A 20,863-nucleotide genomic window follows, 5' to 3' on the forward strand; every position below is an offset into this window, starting at 1 on the left:
GGAGCCGCATATCGACACAGCCCCGCGCCCCTAAAAGCGGGGCAGCTACGCCTCGCCCAAGAAGAGATGTCGCACCACTCGCTCCGCCGCTCCCCCGTCGTCGTACGGGCAGAAGCGGGCTCGGAAGGCCGACCGTAGGCGGGTGGTGTCGGGGGTGTTCCAGGTGCCGTCGCGGAACAGGGCGGTGAGGTCCGCTTCCGTGGTGGCCACCGCTCCCGGGGTGTCGCCCTCGTGGCCCGACAGGAGGTCGAAGTACGTGCCGCGGGCCAGGCGGTAGGCCTGCCAGTCGGGGGCGTAGGTGACGATCGGGCGGTCCAGGCAGGCGTAGTCGAACATCAGCGAGGAGTAGTCCGTCACCAGCGCGTCGGCGGCCAGGCAGAGGTCCTCCACGCGCGGATGGCCGGTCACGTCGACGATCCCGGGGTGCGCGGCGAGGCCCGCGTCGGCGCCGTAGAAGTAGTGGGCGCGGACCAGGAGCACGTACGAGGGGCCGAGCGCGGCGGCGAAGCGCTCCAGGTCGAGCCGGGGCAGGAAGCCCTTCTGGTAGTCGCGGTGCGTGGGCGCGTACAGGAGGACCGTGCGGCCGTCGTCGACGCCGAGTTCCTCGCGGACGCGGCGCACGTCGTCGTCCGTCGCCGTGAAGTAGACGTCGTTGCGCGGGTAGCCGAGCTCCAGGGCGCGGTAGGACGCGGACGGGTAGACGCGCTCCCAGGTCTCGGTGGAGTGCGGGTTCGCGGAGAGGCTGAAGTCCCACTGGTCGACGTGGTCCATGAGGCGCTGGAAGCTGAGGTTGTGGGTGCTCGCCGGGTAGCGCCGCTGGTCCATGCCCATCTTCTTCAGGGGCGTGCCGTGGTGGGTCTGGAGGTAGACCTGGCCGGGGCGCTTGGTGAAGCCGCCGGGGAAGCTGGAGTTGTTGATCAGGTACGTGGCGCGCGCCATGGCCCGCCAGTAGCCGAGCGAGCCCGCGAAGACGTGGTCGACACCGGGCGGGACCCGGTGCCGGTGGTGGTACGAGACGACGAAGACGCCCTTGACGTGCGGGGCGAGTTCACGGGCCTTGGCGTGGATGGCGGCCGGGTTGCAGGCGACGCCGCGGTTCCAGTACGCCCCGTACACGGCGAGTTGCGGGTCGAGGCGCGCGGTGCGCAGCTCGGCGCGGTAGGCGGTGCGCTTGACGCGGGCGGCGAGCTGCTTCTTGCGCCGGGCCAGCTGGGCGCGCAGGGCGGCGCCCCGGCTCGCGGAGCGTTCCAGGCGCTCGTAGGCGCGGTGCGCGCCGTCGGTCAGGGCGCGCTCCTCGGCGGAGGCCGGCTCGTGGCCCTCCGGGCGGTGCGCGCCGAGCAGCCTCGAAGCGCGGCGGAAGAACTCCGGCCGGTCGCGCGGGGCGACGCGCCCGGAGTCGCCGAGGACGGCGAGCAAATGGCGTACGGCGTGCGGGTAGAGCCGGGCGACGGCGTCCGGGCGGTCGTAGCTGCCGGTGAAGAGTTCCTCGTAGCGCTCGATCACGGTGAGGTGCCGCTCGCCGGGGGCGTTGGCGAAGCCGCCGACGCGCCGCTCGCGCCAGCGCACGCACACCCGGTCGAGCACGGAGACGCGGTCCCCGGCCTGGAGGGTCGCCCGGTGCGCGGGCACCACGTCCTCGTAGGGGCCCGCCGCGAACGCCAGGCGCTGCCCGGTCCAGAACTCCCTGCGCACGACGCGGTTCCAGGCGGCGGGCGTCACGGCGAGCGGGTCGCAGGGCAGGTCGTCGCGGCCGGCGCGCACGTCGCCCCACCAGTTGAGCCTGTCGTGCCCGAACAGCAGGACGTCCGGGTCGCCCGCCCCGGTGAGCGCGGCGTCGACGGCGCCGAGCGCGCCGGGGAGCAGCAGGTCGTCGCCGTCGAGGAAGAGCAGGTAGGCGCCGGTGGCGCGGGCGGCCCCGGCGTCGCGGGCGGGCCCGGGGCCCCGGCTCTCGGGCAGCCGGACGAGGTGCGCGCGCGGGTCGCGGCGCGCGTACGCGGCGGCGATGTCCGCGCAGCCGTCGGGGGACGCGTCGTCGACGACGATCAGTTCGAGGTCGTCGAAGGTCTGGTCGAGCACCGAGTCAAGGCACTCCCTGAGATAGCCCTGGACGCGGTGGACGGGCACGACTACGGAGAAGCGCGACATGCGCACCGACGGTAGCCAATGCGTACGGACCGCCGAAGAACCCTCACTCGTAGGGGTGATCGGCGCGAAGAAGGGCGACACGACCGGGCAAACGGGATGGATACGGCCGTAATGGACGTATTACCCCTCTGTGCCCAGGAAAGGCCGGTCGCCGTGCAGCCCCGACTCAGCGTCGTCGTACCCATCTACAACGTCGAGGAGTTCCTTGAGGAGTGCCTGGAGTCGATCGCCCGGCAGACCCCGGGCCCCGACGACGGCTCCGGATCCTCGGGCGGTCTGGAGGTCGTCCTCGTCGACGACGGCTCCACCGACGCGAGCCCGGACATCGCGCGCGCCTTCGCCGCCCGCGACCCGCGCTTCGTCTACGTGCGCCAGCCCAACGCGGGTCTGAGCGCCGCCCGCAACACCGGCGTGCGGCACGCGAATCCGGGCGCCACGTATCTGACGTTCGTCGACAGCGACGACGTCGTGCCGCACGGCGCGTACGCCCGCATGATCGCGAGCCTGGACGCGAGCGGCTCCGACTTCGCCACCGGCAACGTGTGGCGGCTCACCGAGCGCGGCCGCTCGCAGGCCTGGCAGTACCAGTGGCTCACCGAGCCGCGCACCCGCACCCACATCGGCCGCGACCTGGCGCTGCTCGCCGACCGCGTCGCCTGGAACAAGGTGTTCCGCAGGGCGTTCTGGGACCGGCACGGCTTCGCCTTCCCCGAGGGCCGGCTGTACGAGGACACGCCGGTGATGATCCCCGCGCACTTCCTCGCCGACGCCGTGGACGTGCTGAGCGAGCACGTCTACTACTGGCGGGTCCGCGAGGGCTCCATCACGCGGCGGCGCACCGACGTCAAGGGCGTGCGCGACCGGATCGCGGCCTGCGCGCACGTCAGCGCCTTCCTCGGCGGGCACGCGCCCGCGCTGAAGGCGACGTACGACGCGTCCTGTCTGCGCGACGACTTCGTGTACTTCCTGGAAGGCCTGCCGATGGGCGGGCCCGAGTACCGGGCCGCCTTCCTCGACGGCACCGCGGAGTTCCTGGCCGCCGCCGAGCCGGAGCTCACCCGGCGGCTCCCCGTGGACCTGCGGGTGAAGTGGCAGCTGGTGCGCGAGCGGCGCACCGACGAGCTGATCGAGCTGCTCGCCCGCGAACGGCGCGGCGGCAAGGGCGTGTTCACGGTCCGCGGCGCCCGCAGGCGGCACGCCGCGTTCCCCGGCGTCGGCGCGCTGCCGCGCGAGCTGACCCGGCTCGGCCGCGGCGAACTGCCCGTCGTGGCCCGGCTGCGCGAGGCCGCGTGGGACGACGGGGGGAAGCTGCGCGTCAGCGGCTACGCGTACGTGCGCAACCTCCCGGCCGACCGCCCCACCAGGAGCGTGAAGACCGGGATCCTCAAGTCCGCCCACAGCAAGGGCCGGTTCCGCCGCGTGCCCACCCGCACCGTCGCCATGCCCGAGGCCACCGAGGCCTCGCGGCAGCAGCTGCACAGCTACGACCTGTCCGGCTTCGAGATGACCGTCGACCCCGAGCGCCTGAAGACCGGCGGCCGCTGGCAGCCGGGGAACTGGCTGTTCGGCGTGGTCCTCGCGGGCCACGGCTCGGTGCGGCGCGCCGCCGTGCGCGCCCAGGACGGCGCGAGCACCCAGTCCCTGGTCCGCGACCTCGACGACGGGCTCCGGCTGACGGCGGGTTTCAGCAAGGGGCGGCTCGTCCTGCGGATCCAGGAGTACGCCGCGCGCGTGGACGCCCACCGCCTCGACGGCGGCGACGTCGTGCTCACCGGCACCCTCACCGGACCCGCACGGCCGCGGACCCTGCGCCTGAGCAACGGCCGGGCGGAGTTCAGCTACCCGGTGACGGTCGGCGGCGACCGCTTCGACGCCCGGATCCGCCTCGCCGACCTGGAGGACGTGCCGCCCGCGCCGCAGCACGCGCCCGCCCAGGTCGAGCCCCCGCACGGCGACCGCTGGCAGGCCCGGCTCGAACTGCCGGACGGCAAGGAGGCTCCGCTCGCCGCCGCCCTCGGCCTGCCGCCGGGCCGGTACGCGTCCCGGCCGGGCCGCGAGCTGTGCGCCACCGCCGACGACCAGGGCCGCCTCGTCGTCGAACTCACCCGGCAGCCCGTCGCCGACCGCGTGGCCTGGACGGACGGAGGCGGCCTCACGATCGAGGGCACGGCCACGCCCGCCAGCTGGCCCACGGCCGAACTCGTGCTGCGCCACAGCGGCCGCGACGACGAGGTGACCGTGCCCGTGGAGCGCGTCGGCGGCCGCTTCCGCGCGACCCTCGCACCCGGCGGCGGCCTGCTGCGCCAGGGCCGCTGGTACGCCTTCCTGCGGGAGCCCTGCCACGGCGGCCCCGGCGTGCCGGTGCGGGTCCTCGCCTCCCTCGGCGCGGCCCTGCCGGACCACTGCACCCTCGAAGGCCGGGAGTTCACCCTCGACCGGCGCTTCGGCGACCGGCTCCTGATCGAGGCCGGGTCCGTGCTCGCGCGCGCCGAACGCGGCGCGCACCGGCGCCACCGGCTGCGCACCGAGCACTACCCGCGCGAGCGCGCCAAGTCCCTGCGCGACGCGGTCCTGTACTTCGACGGCGACTCGCCGCGCGCCGTCCACGACGAACTCGTGCGGCGCGGCGCCGACGTCGAGCACCTGTGGGTCACCCACGACCAGCAGACGCCGGTGCCGCCCGGCGCGCGCGGCGTGGAGGAGCACAGCGCCGCCTGGTACGAGGCCCTGGCCCGCTGCCGCCGCGTCGTCACCGCGGGCCACCTGCCGGACTTCTTCGAGCGGCGCGCGGGCCAGACCGTCGTGCAGACCTGGCACGGCGCCCCGCTCAAGCGCGTCGGCACCGACCTGACCGACACGCTGTACGCCGACCACGGCCACCTCGACGCGCTGCCGCGCCTGGCCCGGCAGTGGGACGTCCTGGTCTCCCCCAACCGCTTCGCCACCGGGCACCTGGGCCGCGCCCTCGCCTACGACGGGGAGGTCCTGGAGGCCGGGTCGCCGCGCAACGACCTGCTGTTCGCCGCCGACCGCGCCGAGGTCGCCGCGCGCGTGCGGCGCGACCTCGGCCTCGCCCCGGACAAGCGGGTCGTCCTGTACGCGCCGACGTACCGCGACCACCTCGCCGCCGCGCCCGGCCGCTTCCGCTACGAGGCCGCCCTCGACTTCCGCGCCGCCGAGCACGCCCTCGGCGACGACCACGTCCTGCTCGTCCGCAAGCACCCGCTCACCTCGGGCCGGCTGCCCGGCGCCCGCGCCCCCTTCGTCCGCGACGTCAGCTCCCACCCCCGCGCCGCCGAACTCCTGCTCGTCGCCGACGTCCTGGTCACCGACTACTCGTCCCTGATGTTCGACTTCGCGCACACCGGCCGCCCGATGCTCTTCCACACCTACGACCTGGAGCACTACCGCGACACCGTGCGCGGCTTCTACCTCGACTTCGAGACCCGCGCCCCAGGGCCGCTGCTCGCCTCCACCGCCGACGTCGTGGCCGCCCTGCGCGACCTCGACTCGGTCACCGCCCGGCACGCCCCGGCCTACGCGTCCTTCCGCAAGGAGTACTGCGACCTCGACGACGGCCGGGCGGCGGCCCGCGTCGCGGAGAGGCTCATGCGGTGACCGCGCTCCTGACCCGGCGCGCCCCGGCGGGGGCCACCGCGTCCGGCGCGGGACGGCTGTGGCGGCCGACGCCGTTCCTGGTGTTCGGCGGCCTGTTCTGGCTCGGCATGACGCTCGCGTACTGGCGCGTCCCGATGTGCTGCGACTTCGGCCAGCACGCGGCGGTCGTCGAACGCCTCAAGGCCGATCTGCTCCACCCCGCCCACCCGATGGCGGACCTGCCGGGCGACGGCAGCGCGTACTACTCGCCGTACGCCGTCGCCCAGGCCCTGTTCGCCGAGGCCACCGGCCTGACCGGCTGGGAGACGGTCAAGCTGTCCGGCCCGCTCAACCTGCTCGTCCTGCTCACCGGACTCGCCCGCTTCGTCCGCGCCCTCACCCCACGGGCCTGGGCCCCGGTCCTGGCCCTCGCCGCGATGGTCCTCCTGTGGGGCACCCGCACGGCCTGGTGGAGCGGCTACCTCGGCCTGATGTCGATGACGGGCAACCTCGGCTACCCGTCGACCTTCGCCATCGGCCTGACCTTCTGGGCCTGGTCCTGGTCAGCCACGCCCCCGAAGTCGCCGTGGGGGTACGGGGGCCTGGGCGCGCTGTGCGGCCTGATCCTGCTCATCCACCCGATCTCGTCGGTGGCGGCGGTGATCGGGGTGGCGTCGTTCGCTGTCAGCGGCGTGCGGCCGAGTACTCGCTGCGGGCAATCGTGCCGCAGGGCGGCACGGGTGGGCGCAGCACGACAGCGCCCCGCGCTGTTCCACTGGGCCCTGGCCGTCACGACAGCCGTGGCCATGGCGATCACCTGGCCCTACTTCAACCCGTTCACCCTGGTCGGAGACCAAAGCGTCGACGGCATCCACCGACAGCTCTACACGGAGATGCCCGCGCGCTTCTGGCTGGCGGCCCTGGGCCTCCCGGCCCTGGCGGCCCGCTGGCGCCGCGACCGCAGAGACCCCCTCGTCCTGATGTTCGCCCTGGACTGCGCGGTCGTCGCCTACGGCTGGCTCAGCGGCCACTACACGTACGGCCGCATCCTCGGCCTGACCCTGGTCCCCCTCCAGTTCGCCCTGGCCGTCGAGCTGGCGGCACCGCGCCCGTGGGGGACGCGCCGCGCCGCGCTCGCGGGGGCCACCGCGCTCGGGGCGGCCGTCGGGTTCTGCCAGGTCCAGGCGGGCGCGGTGGTGCCCCGCGCCCTCGACCCGGTCGGCTTCGACCAGCCGCCGCGCTGGCCCGGCTACGCCTGGGCGACGGCCCGGATGCACCCCGGCGACGTGGTGCTCACCGACGGCTACCGGCCCACGCGTTCGCTCCCCGCCTTCGGCGCCAACCTGGTCGCGCCCGCCTGGCCGGACACCTCGCTCGCCGAGGAGGCGCGCCAGCGGCGCCTGCGCGCGGTGCGGGCGTACCTCGCGCCGGACTCGACCCGCGCCGAGCGCGCCGCCGTCGTCCGCCGCTACGACGTGCGCTGGCTGCTGCTCGACCCGGCGCAGCGGGTGCCGCCGGAGGCGGTGGTGGTGGCGTGGGGGCCGCGTACGGGAGAGGTCCTGGCCCGGGTCGGCGGCGCGGGTCAGCGGCGGACGTAGAGCCGCAGCGCCCCGCCGACGGTCACGTACTCGGCGCGCCGGGTGAACTCCCGGCGCAGCACACCGAGCTTGACGCCCTCCGCGCCGTCCCGGTCACCGGCCGCGCCGCGCAGCGGGCCCGCCTCGGAGAGCACCCACAGGCGGTCCACGCCCGTGAGCCTGCGCCGCAGTTCGGCGGGGTCGGCCTCGCGGCCGTAGAGCGTGCCGGACGCGGCGCCCGGCGTCCGCAGGGCCACGTCCCGTACGCCGCGGAAGGCGTCGGGGTAGGTGAGCGGGACGCGGCGGGCGATCAGCGGCAGGTACAGGACCGGGTCGCCGGGGCGCAGTTCGCGGGCGGCCACGGCGGCGAGCGCGGCGTGGTCCTCGCCGCGCCCTGCGGCCCGGTCGCTGCGGTGCAGGGGGAACTGCCACCAGAAGACGCAGCCGACGGCGAGCGCCCCTGCGGCGGCCACGGCGCCGCGCCCGCACCCGCCCGGGAGCGCCCGCACCGCCCGGTCGGCGCCCGCCGCCACCAGCAGCGGCCCGCCCGCGAGCGCGAACAGCACGTACCGCGCGTGGTACAGCGGCCACTGCTGCGACACCGCGAGCAGCGCGACGGGCGGTACGACGAGCAGCGGAAGCGCCACCGCCTGGAGGGACAGCCCGGCGCGGCGGCGCGGCCAGGGCCCGCACAGGGCGAGCGCGGCGAGGGCGAGTTCGGCGGCGACGACCGCGAGCGTGGGCCCGGTGAACTCCCGCAGGAGCCGCACCGCGGCCGTGCCGTCGGGCGGCCGCAGCCAGCCGACCTGCGCCGCCTGCCGGTGCGAGACGAGGGCGAGCGGCACGAGCGGCAGCGCGGCCAGGCCCGCCGCGCCCGCCCAGGCCCGCCGTGCGCGGGGCGCCGCGCGGGCGAGCAGCAGCGTCACGGCGTGCGCGGCGAGCAGCAGGGCGGCGAGTTCGTGCAGCAGCGCGGTGGCGGCGGCCGCGGCGGCGTACGCGCACCAGGGGCCCGGCCGCGCGGGCCGTTCGGCGGCCCGGACGAGCAGCAGCGTGGCCAGGGCGGCCCCGGCGGCGACCAGCGCGTACGACCTGCCCTGCTGCGCGTACTGCCCGGCGAGCGGCGTCACCGCGTACAGGAGCCCCGCCCACAGGCCGACGCGCGGGCGGGCGAGACGCGCCCCGAGGGCGGCGACGAGCCCGGCGGTGGCGGCCGCCGCGAGCACGGAGGGAAGCCGCAGCGCGAGCTCGCCCGCGCCGGCCGGGAGCACGGTGTGCATGAGCAGGTAGTAGAGGCCGTGCACGGCGTCGACGGTGCGCAGCAGCCGCCAGATCTCGGGCAGGGAGCGGCTCGCCACCTGGAGGGTGACGCCCTCGTCGCGCCAGACGTTGCCGCGCTCGACGCCCCACAGGCCGACGGCGAGCATGACGAGGGCGGGCACGAGGACGACGGCCGCTCCCCGGAGCCGCTCCGGCCGCTGCCGTCCCGTGCCCTGCTTGACCCGCGTGACCTGCGTGACCTGCGTGACCTGCGTGACCTGCGTGACCTGCACGAAGAAGAGCTTTGCTCGGATCTGCCCGGTATTAACCGCACATGCCACAGACGCCCCGCCACGGGCCCTTAATCGGATAATTCCTGGCAACATCTAACATTTCCTTTGTGGAACGGAATTCACCTCAGGCGCAGCCGTCGGCCCCGTGTGTCACCGTCGTCGTGATCGGCTACAACGACGCCCCGCACCTCCCGGACGCGGTGCGCTCCGCACTCGCCCAGGGCCCCGTCGTACGGGAGGTGATCGCCGTCGACGACTGCTCGACGGACGACAGCCTCGCGGTCCTGCACGACCTCGCCGACACCGAGCCACGCCTCAAGGTGCTGCGCCGCGCGGCCAACAGCGGCGGCTGCGGCGCCCCGCGCAACGCCGGGATCGACGCCGCGACCGGCGACTACGTGATGTTCCTCGACAGCGACGACGTGCTGCCGCCCGGCGCGGCCGAGGCCCTGCTCGCGGCCGCCGCGCGGCACGGCGCCGAGGTCGCGTCCGGGCTGTGCGTGCGCCGCGAGCTGCCGTCCGGGCGCGAGGTGCCCTGGCAGCCCGAGCTGTACCGCAAGCCCGCGCTCGTCGCCCGCCCCGAGCTGCGCCCGCGCCTGGTCCACGACACGCTCTGCGTCAACAAGCTCTACCGCACCGACTTCCTGCGCGAGCACGGCGTCCGCTTCCCCGAAGGGCGCTTCCTCTACGAGGACTTCGTCTTCGGCGCCCGCGTCCTGGCCGCCGCGCCGCGCATCGCGCTCGTCCCCGACCCCGTCTACGTGTGGCACGTGCGGCGCGCCGCCGCCAAGCTGTCGATCTCCCTCGACCGGTCCGGGATCGCCAACTGGAAGGCCCGCGTCGGCGCCCACCGCCAGGCCGTGGACATCCTGCGCGCGTCCGGGGACAGCGGCGGCAAGGCGCTCGCGCGGGCGGCCCGCGCCAAGTTCCTCGACCACTCCCTGCGCATGTACACCCGCGAGCTGCCCGCGCGCGGCACGGCGTACCAGCGCGAGTGGTGGGCGCTCACGCGCGCGTACCTGACGGAGTTCGACGCCGCCGACCTGGAGGCCGCGCCCGCGCCCGGACGCGTCATCGCCCGGGTCCTGCTCGCCTCGCCGCACCCCCGCGACCTGGCCCGGCTCCAGCAGGTGGCCGCGCGCCCGGCCCGGCTCGCCCCGCCATACGCGCGCGCGGCCGACGCCACCCCCGTCTGGTCCGACGACCTGCCGCAGATCACCCTCGACCACCTCCTCCACCGCCCGCTGCGGCTGCTCCCGCTCGCCGTCGACGCCGAGCTGCGCCCGCGCGCGGGCACGCTGCGGCTGCGCCTGCACGAGCTGTACGGGCGGGTGGCACAGGCCGGTCCCGGCGTGGTCGACGTGGAGCTCGTGCCCCGGGACGGCGGCCGCCCTGGCCTGCGCCGCACGGCCGCGTTCGGCCCCGTGGCGCCGGACGGCACCTGGGAGGCGGAGATGCGCCTCGACCTCGGCGCGCTCGACACCGGCGTCTTCGACCTGCGGGTGCGGCTGCTCTTCGACGACGGCACGACCCGCGAGACCACGGCCCGGGCGCTGACCGGACCCGGCCTGCTGCGCCGCACGGTGGTGCCGAACGGGCGGCGCGGCGTCCTGCTCGTCCAGCCGTACGCGACCCAGGCCGGGAACCTGGCCGTGCGGCTCGCGCCGGGCGCGCTCGGCGTCGCCGGGGTCGCGCGGCGGCGGCTCGGGCGCCTGCTGCGCGCTCTGCGCCCGGGAGGAAACGCCCACTGACACACCCCTCACCCCGCCTCTGCGAGACTGCACCTTCCGGGACGACCCACGACAGACGACGAACGACACGACAGACGACACGACGGGACGAGCTGACCATGACCTGGCTGATCACCGGCGGCGCCGGCTACATCGGCGCACATGTCGTACGCGCCATGACCGAGGCGGGCGAGCGGACGGTGGTCTACGACGACCTGTCCACCGGCATCGCCGCGCGCCTGCCCGCCGACGTGCCGCTCGTGACCGGCTCGACCCTGGACGCCGGGCCGCTCGCCCGCGCCCTGGCGGAGCACGAGGTCACCGGCGTCATCCACCTCGCCGCCAAGAAGCAGGTCGGCGAGTCCGTGGAGCAGCCCCTGCGCTACTACCGCGAGAACGTGGAAGGGCTCAGGGTCCTCCTGGAGACCATGACGGACGCGGGCGTCCCGGCCTTCGTCCTGTCGTCGTCCGCCGCGGTGTACGGCATGCCGGACGTCGACCTCGTCACCGAGGAAACGCCCTGCCTGCCGATGAGCCCGTACGGCGAGACGAAGCTCGCGGGCGAGTGGCTGGCCCGCGCCACGGGCCGCGCCACGGGCCTGCGCACGGCCTGCCTGCGCTACTTCAACGTGGCGGGGGCGGCCTCCCCCGACCTGGCCGACACCGGCGTCTACAACATCGTCCCGATGGTCTTCGAGAAGCTCACCCACGGCGAGGCCCCGCGGATCTTCGGCGCCGACTACCCCACGCCCGACGGCACCTGCGTGCGCGACTACATCCACATCAGCGACGTCGCCGAGGCCCACGTGGCCGCCGCCCGGCGCCTCACCGAAGTGCCCGAGGGCACCGATCTGACCCTCAACATCGGCAAGGGCGAAGGCGTCTCGGTCCGCGAGATGGTCGACCTCATCGCCGACGTCACCGGGTACGCCGTCCCCGCCGAGGTCACCGCGCGCCGCGCGGGCGACCCGGCGCGCGTCGTCGCCGCCGCCGACCGCATCACGGCCGAGCTCGGCTGGTCGGCCAAGCGGGACGTGCGCGAGATGGTCGAGTCGGCGTGGGCGGGCTGGCTGCGGCTGCACCCCGAGGCGGAGCGCGCGTAAGCGACCCGCCGGGCGCGCAGGCGCCCCGCCACGCGCACCGAACGGTAAGTACCCCACTAAATAGTGGGTACTTGAGGAACGCGACAGCTGAATCCAGGCTGGGGTGAGCGGTCAACGCCCCCACCCCACCCCAGCATTGGAGCCCCCATGCCCACGCCTGCCCGCACGCCCGTGACCGTCGTCGGACTCGGCGCCATGGGCGCCGCGCTCGCCTCGGCCTACCTCGCGGCCGGGCATCCCACCACCGTCTGGAACCGCAGCCCCGAGAAGGCCGCGCCCCTCGTCGAGCAGGGCGCCGCGCACGCCCCCGACATCCGCGCGGCCGTCGCCGCGAGCCCACTGACCGTCGTCTGCCTGACGACGTACGACGCGACCCTCGCCGCCCTGGCACCGGCCGCCGCCGAGCTCGCCGGGCGCGCCCTGGTCACCCTCAACTCCGGCAGTCCGTCCGGCGCCCGCACCATGGCCTCCTGGGCCACCGGGCACGGCGCCCGCTTCCTCGACGGCGCGGTCAAGAACGTGCCGACGGCCGTCGGCAAGCCCGACACCCTGCTGTACTACGGCGGCGACCGGGCCGTGTTCGACGAGCACGAGCAGACGCTGCGCGTCCTGGGCGGCGACACCCAGTTCCTCGGCCCGGAGCCGGACCTCGCCGCCCTGTACGAGCTGGCCGTCGGCGGCACCCTGCTGCCCGCCCTGCTCGGCTTCTTCCAGGGCGCCGCCCTCGTCACCGCGCGCGGCCTGAAGGCGGAGACGCTGGTGCCGCACACCGAGAAGTGGCTGGAGATGATCATCTCCCTGCTGCCGCACTACGCGGCGGAGATCGACCGCGGCGACTACGCCGACCCGCTCTCCTCCGTCGAGATCTTCCACGCGGGCATCCCGTACGACGAGGAGATCGGCACCGAGAACGGCCTCGACGTGCGCTGGCACGGGCCGATGCACGACCTGCTGCGCCGGGCGATGGCCGAGGGCCGCGGCGACCAGAGCATCTCGGCCCTGGTGGAGCTGTTGCGCGACCCCGCCGGACACCCGGGGGTGTAGCAGGCTCCACCCTCGCTCCGGTACCGCGCTCCCTCGCGGCGCACCGGCCCTGATTCCTAGCGTTTCCTCCGGCGGGCGGCGCGATCGCCGCGACGGTCACGGAGAGGACGTACGGCATGTTCAGGCGGCGCGGCCCCGCGCGGGAGACGGTCGGCGAACGACGCACCGAGAGCCACGCGCTGACGCTCGACGGCGTCGGGCGCACCTACCGGCGCGGCACGCTCGTGGCCCTGCACCCCGTGGACCTGGTCGTGCCGCGCGGCCGCTTCCTCGCGGTCATGGGGCCCTCGGGGTCGGGCAAGTCGACGCTCCTGCAGTGCGCGGCGGGGCTCGACCGCCCGACCTCCGGCACCGTACGGATCGAAGGCGTCGCGCTCGACGGCCTCAAGGAGGCCCGGCTCACGGACCTGCGCCGGGAGCGCGTCGGCTTCGTCTTCCAGACCCACAACCTCGTCCCCTCGCTGAGCGTCGCCGAGAACGTCGCCCTGCCGCTGCTCCTCGGCGCCGCCGCCGACCCGCACGGCCCCGCGACCCGGGCGCTCGCCGCCGTCGGGCTCGCCGACCGCGCCGACGACCGCCCAACCGAGCTCTCCGGCGGCCAGCAGCAGCGCGTCGCGATCGCCCGCGCCCTGGTCACCGAGCCCGCCGTCGTCTTCGCCGACGAGCCCACCGGCGCCCTGGACCCCGAGACGGCCCACGACGTCCTCTCGCTCCTGCGCCAGGCCGTGGACCACGACGGCCACACCGTCGTGATGGTCACGCACGACCCGGCCGCGGCGGCCTGGTGCGACGAGGCGGTGTTCCTGGCGCAGGGACGGCTCGTGGCGGCGCTGCACCGCCCGGACGCGCCGCGCGTGCGGGACGTGCTGCGCCGCGTCGGCCATGCGGCGGTGGCGGCGTGAAGGCGGCGTCGCTGCTCGCGGCCCGCGCGGCGCGCACCCACCGCAAGGCCTGGGCGGCCGTCTTCGCCGCGCTGGTGCTCACCTCGGCCCTGCTCGGCACGTTCGCGCTCGCCGTGGCCTCCGCGGGCCTCGGCCACGCGCGCGTGGAGCGCTACGCCGCCGCCGACCTCGTGGTCGCCGGGGACCAGCACACCCGCTACACGACCAAGCCGTGGGGCTCCGAGCCCGAGACGGCCACGGCCGGGCTCACCGAGCGCGTCCGGGTGCCGGAACGCGCCCTGGACGTGGTGCGCGCGGTCCCCGGGGTGCGGAACGCGGTGGCGGACCGGGTGTTCCCCGTCGGTGCCGGGGGCCGCGCGGCGACCGGCCGCCCCTGGGAGGCGGCCCGCCTCGCGCCGTACGCGCTGCGCGCCGGACACCCGCCCCGGCACGACCGCGAGATCGTCGTGGGCGGCGGCCACGCCCCCGGGTCCCGCGTGCTGCTGCGGGTCGGCGACGCCGAGGCGGCGTACCGGGTCGTCGGCACCGCGCACGGCCCCCGGTCGGCCGTCTACTTCACCGCGGCCGAGGCCCGCCGCCTGGCCCCGGGGACGGGCACCGTGGACGCCGTCGGCGTCGTGGCGCGGCCCGGCGTCCGCACCGCCGACGTCCACGACCGGGTGCGCGCGGCCCTGGAGCGGGCGGGCCTGCGCGGCGCGGACCGCCGGGCCGAGGGCGACGCGGCCCGGCTGCGCGTCCTCACCGGGAACGGCCGGGGCGCGGCGGAACACCTGGCCGCCGCGCCCGCCCGCGCGGGCCTCCTGGAGCTGCTCGGCGCGGTGGCGGGCTCCGTGGTCCTCGTCGCGCTCCTCGTCGTCTCCTCCACGGTGGCGCAGGCCCTGCGGCAACGGGCCCACGAGCTGGGCCTGTTGCGGGCCGTGGGCGCGACACCGCGGCAGCTGCGCGGCGCGGTGGGCCGCGAGGTGGGCCGCGTCGCCGTGGCCGCGGGGCTGCTCGGCGCGGTGCTCGCCGTCCCGGCGTACGCGGGTCTGCGCGCCCTGCTCGCCGCCCGCGACGCGCTGCCGCCCGGCCTGGAACTGCCCACTCCCGTCTGGCTGTTGGCGCTTCCTCTCGGCACGGCGGGCGTGACGCTCCTCATCGCCCGCCTCGCGGCCCTGTTCGCGTGCGCGCGCACGGCGAAGGCGCGCCCGGCCGAGGCCCTGCGCGAGCCGGAGCCGGGGACCGCCCGCCGCGTCACCGGGCTCGTCCTGCTCGGCGTCGGCGTCACCTCGGCGGGGACGGCCGCGCTGCAGCACGGCCAGGCGGCCGCCGCCGCGGCGAGCGCCGCGGCCCTCGCCCTGGTCATCGGGTGCGCGCTGCTCGGGCCGTGGATCGCGCGCGGCGCGCTGTGCGTACTCGGCGGGCCGCTGCGGCGCGCCGGAGGACCGGGCGGGCACCTCGCGGCCGCCAACTGCTCGGCCACCGCGGGCCGTCTGGGCGCGGCGATCACGCCCGTCGTCCTCGTCACGGCCTTCATGGGCGTCCAGCTGTCGGCGGGCGCCACGCTGACGCACGCGGCGGGCGCCCAGCTGCGCGACGCCGTCCGCGCCGACCTCGTCGTCCGGGCCGACGGGGGCCTGCCCGCCGGGGCCCTCGACCGGCTGCGCGCGGCGCCCGGGGTGCGGGCGGCCACCGAGGTCGTCCACAGCACGGTGGTCGTGGCCCGCAGCGAGGCGGGCTCCCCGCGCCTGGACCGCCTCCCCGTCCTGGGCGTGACGGCCCCCGGCCCGCTCCGGACCCTGGACCCCGCCGTCACCGAGGGCGCCCTGGCCCGGCTGCGCCCTGGGACGGTCGCGATCAGCCGGGAGCGCGCCCGTGACCTGGACGCGGGCGTCGGCTCCCCGGTGTCCCTGCGCCTCGGCGACGGCACCGCGGTCCGCCCGCGCGTCATCGCGGTCTACGAACGCGGCCTGGGCCTCGGGGACTTCCTGCTCCCCCGCGACGAACTGGTCCGCCACATGTCGGGGGGCGGGCCCGGGGAGCGGCGCGTCCTGGTGGCCGCGGAGCGTCCCGGCGTCCCGGCCGCGGTACGGTCCGCCGTGCCCGGGGCGCGGCTCTCCCAGGGAGCCGGTGCCGTGCGGGACGCGGTGCGGGTCGCGCCCGCGGACCAGGCCCTGGCCGACGTGGTCACCGGGGCCGTCGTCGCCGCGACCGGCGGCTTCACCGCCCTCTCCGTGCTGTCCACCCTCGCCCTCATCGGGGTGGGGCGGCAGCCCGAGCTCGCGCTGCTGCGGCGGGTGGGGGCCGGGCGGGCCCAGCTCCGGCGCATGCTGCGCCTGGAGGCCGGGGCCGTCGCGCTCACGGGCCTCGCCGTCGGCACGGCCGTCGCCCTGGTCCCCCTCACTGCCTTCACGCTCACCTCGGCCGGGACCCTCCCGCGCCTGCCGCTCCTCCAGGCCGCGCTCGTCGTCGCCCTGACCTCCGCCACGGTCTGCGCGGGCACGCTCCTGCCCGCCCGTGGGGCGCTGCGGGGCCGCTATCCCCGGGCATGAGGTGCCGGGGGGGCTGCCGCGAGCGGCACCTGGCGCGCGGCCACACCCGGCGTGCGCTGCCGCACTCCCTCGCGCCCCCAAGATCCCCCCCCCGTGCGCCGGAACGATTCCGCTTACCGCTCCATGGCTCCGGGGCAGATGTGCTGCCGAGTGATTGACCCCCTGGTCAACACCACCAAGGAAAGAGGAATGTCCCCATGCGTCTTCGCACCACCCTCGCTTCCGCTCTCGGCGCGCTCGCGCTCGTGGTCACCGTCCCCACACCCTCGAATGCGGCCACCGGCAACTTCCTCTACACCTACCGCAACGCGGCGGGCGATCCCGTCCCCGGCGGCCTCGCCAACCCCAAGAGCCTGGAGTGCATCAACATCCCCGGCGCGACGGAGGAGATCCCCGCGTACGCGCCCAAGAACCTCACCTTGTCCGTGGCCACGGTGTTCGTCGACGCGGACTGCGACGGCGACGTCTTCTACGTCATGAACCCGGGCAAGATCCTGGGCGACCGGCTGAAGCTCCGCTCCGTCGTCTTCAGCTGACCCCGGCCCGCCCCGGCACGGGCCGTGCCACACCCGTGCCGGGCCGGGTCCACACGGCACGGGCAGGGCTCAGCCCCGGTTCAGATACGCCAGGACCGCGAGGACGCGCCGGTGGCCGGAGTCCGACGGGGGCAGGCCGAGCTTGAGGAAGACGTTGCCGATGTGCTTGCTGACGGCCCGGTCGGAGACCACGAGCGCGGCGGCGATGGAGGCGTTGTCCCGCCCTTCGGCCATGAGGTGGAGGACCTCGCGCTCGCGCGGCGTGAGGGAGTCGAGGGGGTCGTCCCGCCGCCGGGTCAGGAGCTCCGTGACGACCTCGGGGTCGAGCGCGGTGCCGCCGCCCGCCACCCGCTCCAGCGCGTCGAGGAACTCGTCGACCCGCCCGACCCGGTCCTTGAGGAGGTAGCCGACCCCGCCCGCGCCCCCGCCGAGCAGCTCCGCCGCGTACGTCTCCTCGACGTACTGGGAGAGGACGAGCACCGGCAGGCCCGGCAGCTCACGGCGCGCGGCGAGGGCGGCGCGCAGCCCCTCGTCGCGGAAGCCGGGCGGCATGCGGACGTCCAGGACCGCGACGTCGGGCCGGTGTTCGAGGAGCGCGGGCAGGATCTCGGGCCCGGTGGCCGCGACGGCGGCGACCTCGTGCCCGGAGGTCGAGAGCAGCAGCACGAGGCCTTCCCGCAGCAGGGCGTTGTCCTCGGCGATCACCACACGCACGGCAGCTCCACTTCGATCACGGTCGGCCCCCCGGCGGGGCTGTTCACCTCCATGATCCCGTCGAGCGCGGCGACCCTGCGCCGCATGCCGAGCAGTCCGCTGCCGGTACCCGTCTCGTCCGCGCCCCCGCGCCCCTCGTCGCGTACGGCGATCCGCAGGCCCGTGCGCTGCCGGGCCAGGTCCACCGAGGCGTGCGCGGCCCCGCTGTGCTTGGCGGCGTTGGTGAGGGCCTCGGCGACCACGAAGTACGCGGCGGCCTCGACGGCGGCCGGGGCCCGGGGGCCGTCCTCGACGCCGTCGTCGCGCACCGCCACGGCGAGCCCGCTGCCCGCGGCGAGCGCGCGCACGGCGCCGACCAGGCCCCGGTCCGTCAGGATCGGCGGGTGGATGCCGCGGACCACGTGCCGCAGTTCGGTGAGGGCCTCCTCGGCCTGTTGCTGTGCGTCGTCGAGGAGCTTGCGGGCGGCGTCGGGGTCCTTGTCGTAGGCGCGCTTGGCGAGGCCGACGCGCATCGAGAGGGCGACCAGGCGGGCCTGCGTGCCGTCGTGCAGGTCCCGTTCGATGCGGCGCAGTTCGGCGCCGTGCGCGGCGACGGCGTCCGCTCGCGTGGCGGTCAGCTCCTCGACGCGCTCGGCGAGTTCGGCGGCGCGCAGGGCCTGCGGCGCGGGCCTGAGCAGCACCCGTGACCAGGCCGCGTCGAGCGCGGCGAGCCGACCGAGCAGCGGCAGCACGAGGGCCCTGCGGCGCAGCAGACCGCACCACACGCCGTCGACGAAGGCGCCGAAGACCCAGAGCACGAGCATGGCGTAGAAGAGGACGAGCCCGTACGCGAAGTGCGCGACGAGCCAGCGCAGATCGCGCCAGGTGCCGGGGTCCCGCAGCGCCGTGCGGACGCGCGCGGTGAGCGGACCGTCCAGCGGCGCGTACGCCTCGGGGATCTCGACGCCGGACCCGCGCGCGACCTGCCGCCGTTTGAACCGGGCGAGGCGCCGCAGCAGCAGCACCGTCTCCGGCAGGACGCCGAGGCCGACGACGATGAGGGACGCGACGGCCGTGAAGAGCAGCACACCGACGAACACGTACGAGACGAGCGCGAGGCCCGCGCCCGCCAACAGCTGCATGGACGCGCGGTCGGCGCGCTCCAGCGTCTCTCGCATGGGCACAGGTTACGAGTGGCGCTCACGGGTCAGGACCAGGCCCGTGATCGAGCCGATGACGGCGAGGCCGGTGATCACGCTGATGACGACCTGCTGCGCGCCGTCGAAGACGACGCTGCTGAACGCGTTGACGATCACGCCGAGAGCGAGCACGAGCCAGAGCAGGGACTTCATGACGAGGCCTTTCGGGGCGTCCGCTGGTCGCGGAGGACTTCCGTACGTCTCGACCCTGCCGGTCGGGGCGGGTGCGGGGCCAGGGAGGACGCTCCCAGATCGGGGGTGTAGCCCGCTACACCCCCGGGGCGGCCGCCGTCGGCTACAGCGCCTTGAGGGCCGCCGCCGTCGCGCCCGTCAGGCGCTCCACATAGCCCTTGGGCAGCTCGCCGCGGACCACCACCGCGCGCCAGTACAGCGGGCCCGACATCAGGTCGAGGGCCAGTTCCTCGTCCAGGCCCGCGCGCAGTTCGCCGCGCGCGGCGGCCTGGGCCACGATGCCGCTGGCGACGCCGTGCTGGCCCTCGCGGAGCGCCTGCTGCAGGGCCGCCTCGATCTCCGGGTTGCGGGCCGCCTCGGCCATCAGGTCGGGGATGACCTGGGAGGCGACGGGGTGGCGCAGGGCGCGCGACGTCACCTCGTACAGCAGGCGCAGATCGCCCTCCAGGGAGCCGGTGTCGGGCGTGGGCAGGCCCTGGACCGCGACCGCCGACACCAGGTCGAGGACGAGGTGCAGCTTGGAGCGCCAGCGGCGGTAGACGGCGGTCTTGCCGACGCCCGCGCGGCGCGCGATGCCCTCGATCGACATGCGCGCGTACCCGACGGCCGCGAGCTCCTCGAAGACGGCGGCCCGGATGGCCTCGGTCACATCCTCGCGGAGCACGGCGGCCCCGGCCGGTGCCCTGCGGCCCTGCTCACCCGGCTTCTTGTCGCGCGTCGTCATGGGGACAGCATAGAGCGTGACGACGAAACGGTTGCGTCCCGACGTCGGGACGTCCTACTGTCGACGTCACGACGGTACGGACCCGTCCCGACGTGGAGACGCCCCGTGCCGTCCACCCCGTCGGCGCCCCCGCGCCCCGCGCCCCCGAGCGAAAGCAGCGGACGTGACCCAAGTCCTGGAGAAGTCCCCCGCCCGGCCCCCGGCCCCGCCCACGACCCTGCCGCCCGCCGAGCTCGCCGCCCGCCACGGCCTCACGGTCAGCGGCGCCCGCGTCCCGCTCGGCACCTATGTGCGCCGGCTGTGGCAGCGGCGCCACTTCGTCACGGCCTTCGCCACCGCCCGGCTCACCGCCCAGTACAGCCAGGCGAGGCTCGGCCAGCTCTGGCAGGTCATGACGCCGCTGCTCAACGCGGCCGTCTATTACTTCGTCTTCGGCGTCCTGATGAACACCAAGCACGACGTGCCCGACTACGTGCCGTTCCTGGTCACCGGCGTCTTCGTGTTCACCTTCACGCAGCAGTCCGCCCTCGCGGGCACGCGCGCCGTCTCCGGCAACCTCGGCCTGGTGCGCGCGCTGCACTTCCCCCGGGCCGCGCTGCCGATCTCGTACTGCCTCCAGCAGCTCCAGCAGCTGCTCTTCTCCATGGTCGCGCTGCTTGCGATCCTGCTGTGCTTCGGCGTGCCGCCCACCGCGTCCTGGCTCCTCGCCGTGCCCGCGCTCGCGCTCCAGTTCACCTTCAACGCCGGACTCGCGCTCGCCCTCGCCCGGCTCGGCGCGCGGACCCCGGACGTCGCCCAGCTGATGCCGTTCGTCCTGCGGACGTGGATGTACGCGTCCGGGGTGATGTGGAGCATCGACAAGGTCCTCGCCGACCGGGACCTGCCGCGCGCGCTGACCGCGCTCCTGGAGGCCAACCCGGCCGCCGTCTACATCGACCTGATGCGCTTCGCGCTCATCGACAGCTTCCACGCGGGCCGGCTGCCCGCGCACGTGTGGGCGTGGGCCGTGGGCTGGGCGCTGCTCGCCGGGGTCGGCGGATTCATCTACTTCTGGAAGGCGGAGGACACCTATGGACGCGGCTGAGCAGCACGAACGCACTCCCACCGTGATCGCCGACGAGCTGCACATCGTGTACCGGGTGAACGGCGGGAAGACGGGGAAGGGCAGTGCGACGGCGGCGTTGAGCCGGATCGTGCGGCGGGGCGAGTCGCCGGGTGTGCGCAAGGTGCACGCGGTGCGGGGGGTGAGTTTCACCGCGTACCGGGGTGAGGCGATCGGGTTGATCGGGTCGAACGGGTCGGGCAAGTCGACGCTGCTGCGGGCGATCGCGGGGCTGCTG

General features: G+C 75.6%; 16 protein-coding genes. 10 read left to right on the top strand and 6 right to left on the bottom strand.

Annotation, left to right across the window (positions count from 1 at the left end; all coding sequences use genetic code 11):
* Positions 1-45 precede the first annotated feature (45 nt).
* Positions 46-2,145 (bottom strand): bifunctional glycosyltransferase/CDP-glycerol:glycerophosphate glycerophosphotransferase, encoded by a 2,100-nt coding sequence (locus IG74_RS0139510; RefSeq protein ID WP_030687455.1) that lies wholly within the window; start codon positions 2,143-2,145, stop codon positions 46-48.
* Positions 2,146-2,298: 153 nt separating this feature from the next.
* Here IG74_RS0139510 and IG74_RS0139515 point away from each other — a divergent pair, with 153 nt between their 5' ends.
* Together IG74_RS0139515 and IG74_RS0139520 are read left to right on the top strand one after the other, a co-directional pair.
* On the top strand, positions 2,299-5,763 hold the full coding sequence (locus IG74_RS0139515; protein WP_030687456.1) for a bifunctional glycosyltransferase/CDP-glycerol:glycerophosphate glycerophosphotransferase: 3,465 nt from the start codon (positions 2,299-2,301) through the stop codon (positions 5,761-5,763).
* Positions 5,760-7,340, top strand: a complete 1,581-nt coding sequence (locus IG74_RS0139520) for a hypothetical protein (RefSeq protein WP_030687457.1) — start codon at positions 5,760-5,762, stop codon at positions 7,338-7,340. Before IG74_RS0139515 ends, IG74_RS0139520 begins: the two co-directional genes overlap by 4 nt.
* Here IG74_RS0139520 and IG74_RS0139525 read toward each other — a convergent pair.
* A complete protein-coding gene (locus IG74_RS0139525) occupies positions 7,325-8,869 on the bottom strand; it encodes a glycosyltransferase family 39 protein (RefSeq protein WP_234334605.1) in 1,545 nt (514 codons plus the stop codon). The genes IG74_RS0139520 and IG74_RS0139525 overlap by 16 nt on opposite strands.
* A 107-nt stretch (positions 8,870-8,976) precedes the next feature.
* Between IG74_RS0139525 and IG74_RS0139530 the strand changes: the two genes are divergently transcribed.
* From IG74_RS0139530 to IG74_RS0139555, 6 genes are all read left to right on the top strand, one after another.
* Positions 8,977-10,620: a glycosyltransferase family 2 protein gene (locus IG74_RS0139530; RefSeq protein ID WP_051856347.1), complete on the top strand. Its 1,644-nt coding sequence runs from the start codon at positions 8,977-8,979 to the stop codon at positions 10,618-10,620.
* Positions 10,621-10,718: 98 nt separating this feature from the next.
* Positions 10,719-11,702, top strand: a complete 984-nt coding sequence (galE, locus tag IG74_RS0139535) for a UDP-glucose 4-epimerase GalE (protein ID WP_030687462.1) — start codon at positions 10,719-10,721, stop codon at positions 11,700-11,702.
* Positions 11,703-11,849: 147 nt separating this feature from the next.
* Complete coding sequence (locus IG74_RS0139540) at positions 11,850-12,746, top strand: NAD(P)-dependent oxidoreductase (protein ID WP_030687464.1); 897 nt, start codon at positions 11,850-11,852, stop codon at positions 12,744-12,746.
* 116 nt (positions 12,747-12,862) lie between these two features.
* Positions 12,863-13,648 (top strand): ABC transporter ATP-binding protein, encoded by a 786-nt coding sequence (locus tag IG74_RS0139545; protein WP_030687466.1) that lies wholly within the window; start codon positions 12,863-12,865, stop codon positions 13,646-13,648.
* A complete protein-coding gene (locus IG74_RS0139550) occupies positions 13,645-16,179 on the top strand; it encodes an ABC transporter permease (protein WP_030687469.1) in 2,535 nt (844 codons plus the stop codon). The genes IG74_RS0139545 and IG74_RS0139550 overlap by 4 nt, the downstream gene beginning before the upstream one ends.
* Before the next feature lie 197 nt (positions 16,180-16,376).
* Entirely contained in the window at positions 16,377-16,715 is a 339-nt protein-coding gene (locus IG74_RS0139555; RefSeq protein WP_030687471.1) for a hypothetical protein, read from the top strand.
* Positions 16,716-16,784: 69 nt separating this feature from the next.
* Here IG74_RS0139555 and IG74_RS0139560 read toward each other — a convergent pair whose 3' ends face one another.
* The 4 genes from IG74_RS0139560 to IG74_RS0139575 form a co-directional block, all read right to left on the bottom strand.
* Positions 16,785-17,429 carry a response regulator transcription factor gene (locus tag IG74_RS0139560; RefSeq protein ID WP_030687473.1) on the bottom strand — a complete coding sequence of 215 codons (645 nt, stop codon included), beginning with the start codon at positions 17,427-17,429 and terminating at the stop codon, positions 16,785-16,787.
* The gene (locus tag IG74_RS0139565) at positions 17,417-18,586 is read right to left on the bottom strand and encodes a sensor histidine kinase (RefSeq protein ID WP_030687475.1); all 1,170 of its coding nucleotides are present in this window, start codon (positions 18,584-18,586) and stop codon (positions 17,417-17,419) included. The genes IG74_RS0139560 and IG74_RS0139565 overlap by 13 nt, the downstream gene beginning before the upstream one ends.
* Positions 18,587-18,595: 9 nt before the next feature.
* A complete protein-coding gene (locus tag IG74_RS52945) occupies positions 18,596-18,760 on the bottom strand; it encodes a hypothetical protein (protein ID WP_199818958.1) in 165 nt (54 codons plus the stop codon).
* Positions 18,761-18,902: 142 nt separating this feature from the next.
* Positions 18,903-19,523 carry a TetR/AcrR family transcriptional regulator gene (locus IG74_RS0139575; RefSeq protein ID WP_030687478.1) on the bottom strand — a complete coding sequence of 207 codons (621 nt, stop codon included), beginning with the start codon at positions 19,521-19,523 and terminating at the stop codon, positions 18,903-18,905.
* Positions 19,524-19,686: 163 nt separating this feature from the next.
* Between IG74_RS0139575 and IG74_RS0139580 the strand changes: the two genes are divergently transcribed.
* Positions 19,687-20,607: an ABC transporter permease gene (locus IG74_RS0139580; RefSeq protein ID WP_030687480.1), complete on the top strand. Its 921-nt coding sequence runs from the start codon at positions 19,687-19,689 to the stop codon at positions 20,605-20,607.
* The coding region (locus IG74_RS0139585) for an ATP-binding cassette domain-containing protein (RefSeq protein WP_030687482.1) at positions 20,594-20,863 on the top strand (270 nt) is incomplete at its 3' end. The genes IG74_RS0139580 and IG74_RS0139585, both read left to right, overlap by 14 nt.

Origin of the sequence: Streptomyces sp. NRRL B-1347, assembly GCF_000720325.1 — a bacterium.
Classification (GTDB): Bacteria; Actinomycetota; Actinomycetes; order Streptomycetales; family Streptomycetaceae; genus Streptomyces.

What these genes read in the sequence shown, in the direction of transcription:
- IG74_RS0139510 (WP_030687455.1), bottom strand. Translation starts at nt 2,145, where the DNA reads ATGTCGCGCTTCTCCGTAGTCGTGCCCGTCCACCGCGTCCAGGGCTAT.
- galE (WP_030687462.1), top strand. Translation starts at nt 10,719, where the DNA reads ATGACCTGGCTGATCACCGGCGGCGCCGGCTACATCGGCGCACATGTC.
- IG74_RS0139540 (WP_030687464.1), top strand. Translation starts at nt 11,850, where the DNA reads ATGCCCACGCCTGCCCGCACGCCCGTGACCGTCGTCGGACTCGGCGCC.
- IG74_RS0139545 (WP_030687466.1), top strand. Translation starts at nt 12,863, where the DNA reads ATGTTCAGGCGGCGCGGCCCCGCGCGGGAGACGGTCGGCGAACGACGC.
- IG74_RS0139555 (WP_030687471.1), top strand. Translation starts at nt 16,377, where the DNA reads ATGCGTCTTCGCACCACCCTCGCTTCCGCTCTCGGCGCGCTCGCGCTC.
- IG74_RS0139565 (WP_030687475.1), bottom strand. Translation starts at nt 18,586, where the DNA reads ATGCGAGAGACGCTGGAGCGCGCCGACCGCGCGTCCATGCAGCTGTTG.
- IG74_RS52945 (WP_199818958.1), bottom strand. Translation starts at nt 18,760, where the DNA reads ATGAAGTCCCTGCTCTGGCTCGTGCTCGCTCTCGGCGTGATCGTCAAC.
- IG74_RS0139575 (WP_030687478.1), bottom strand. Translation starts at nt 19,523, where the DNA reads ATGACGACGCGCGACAAGAAGCCGGGTGAGCAGGGCCGCAGGGCACCG.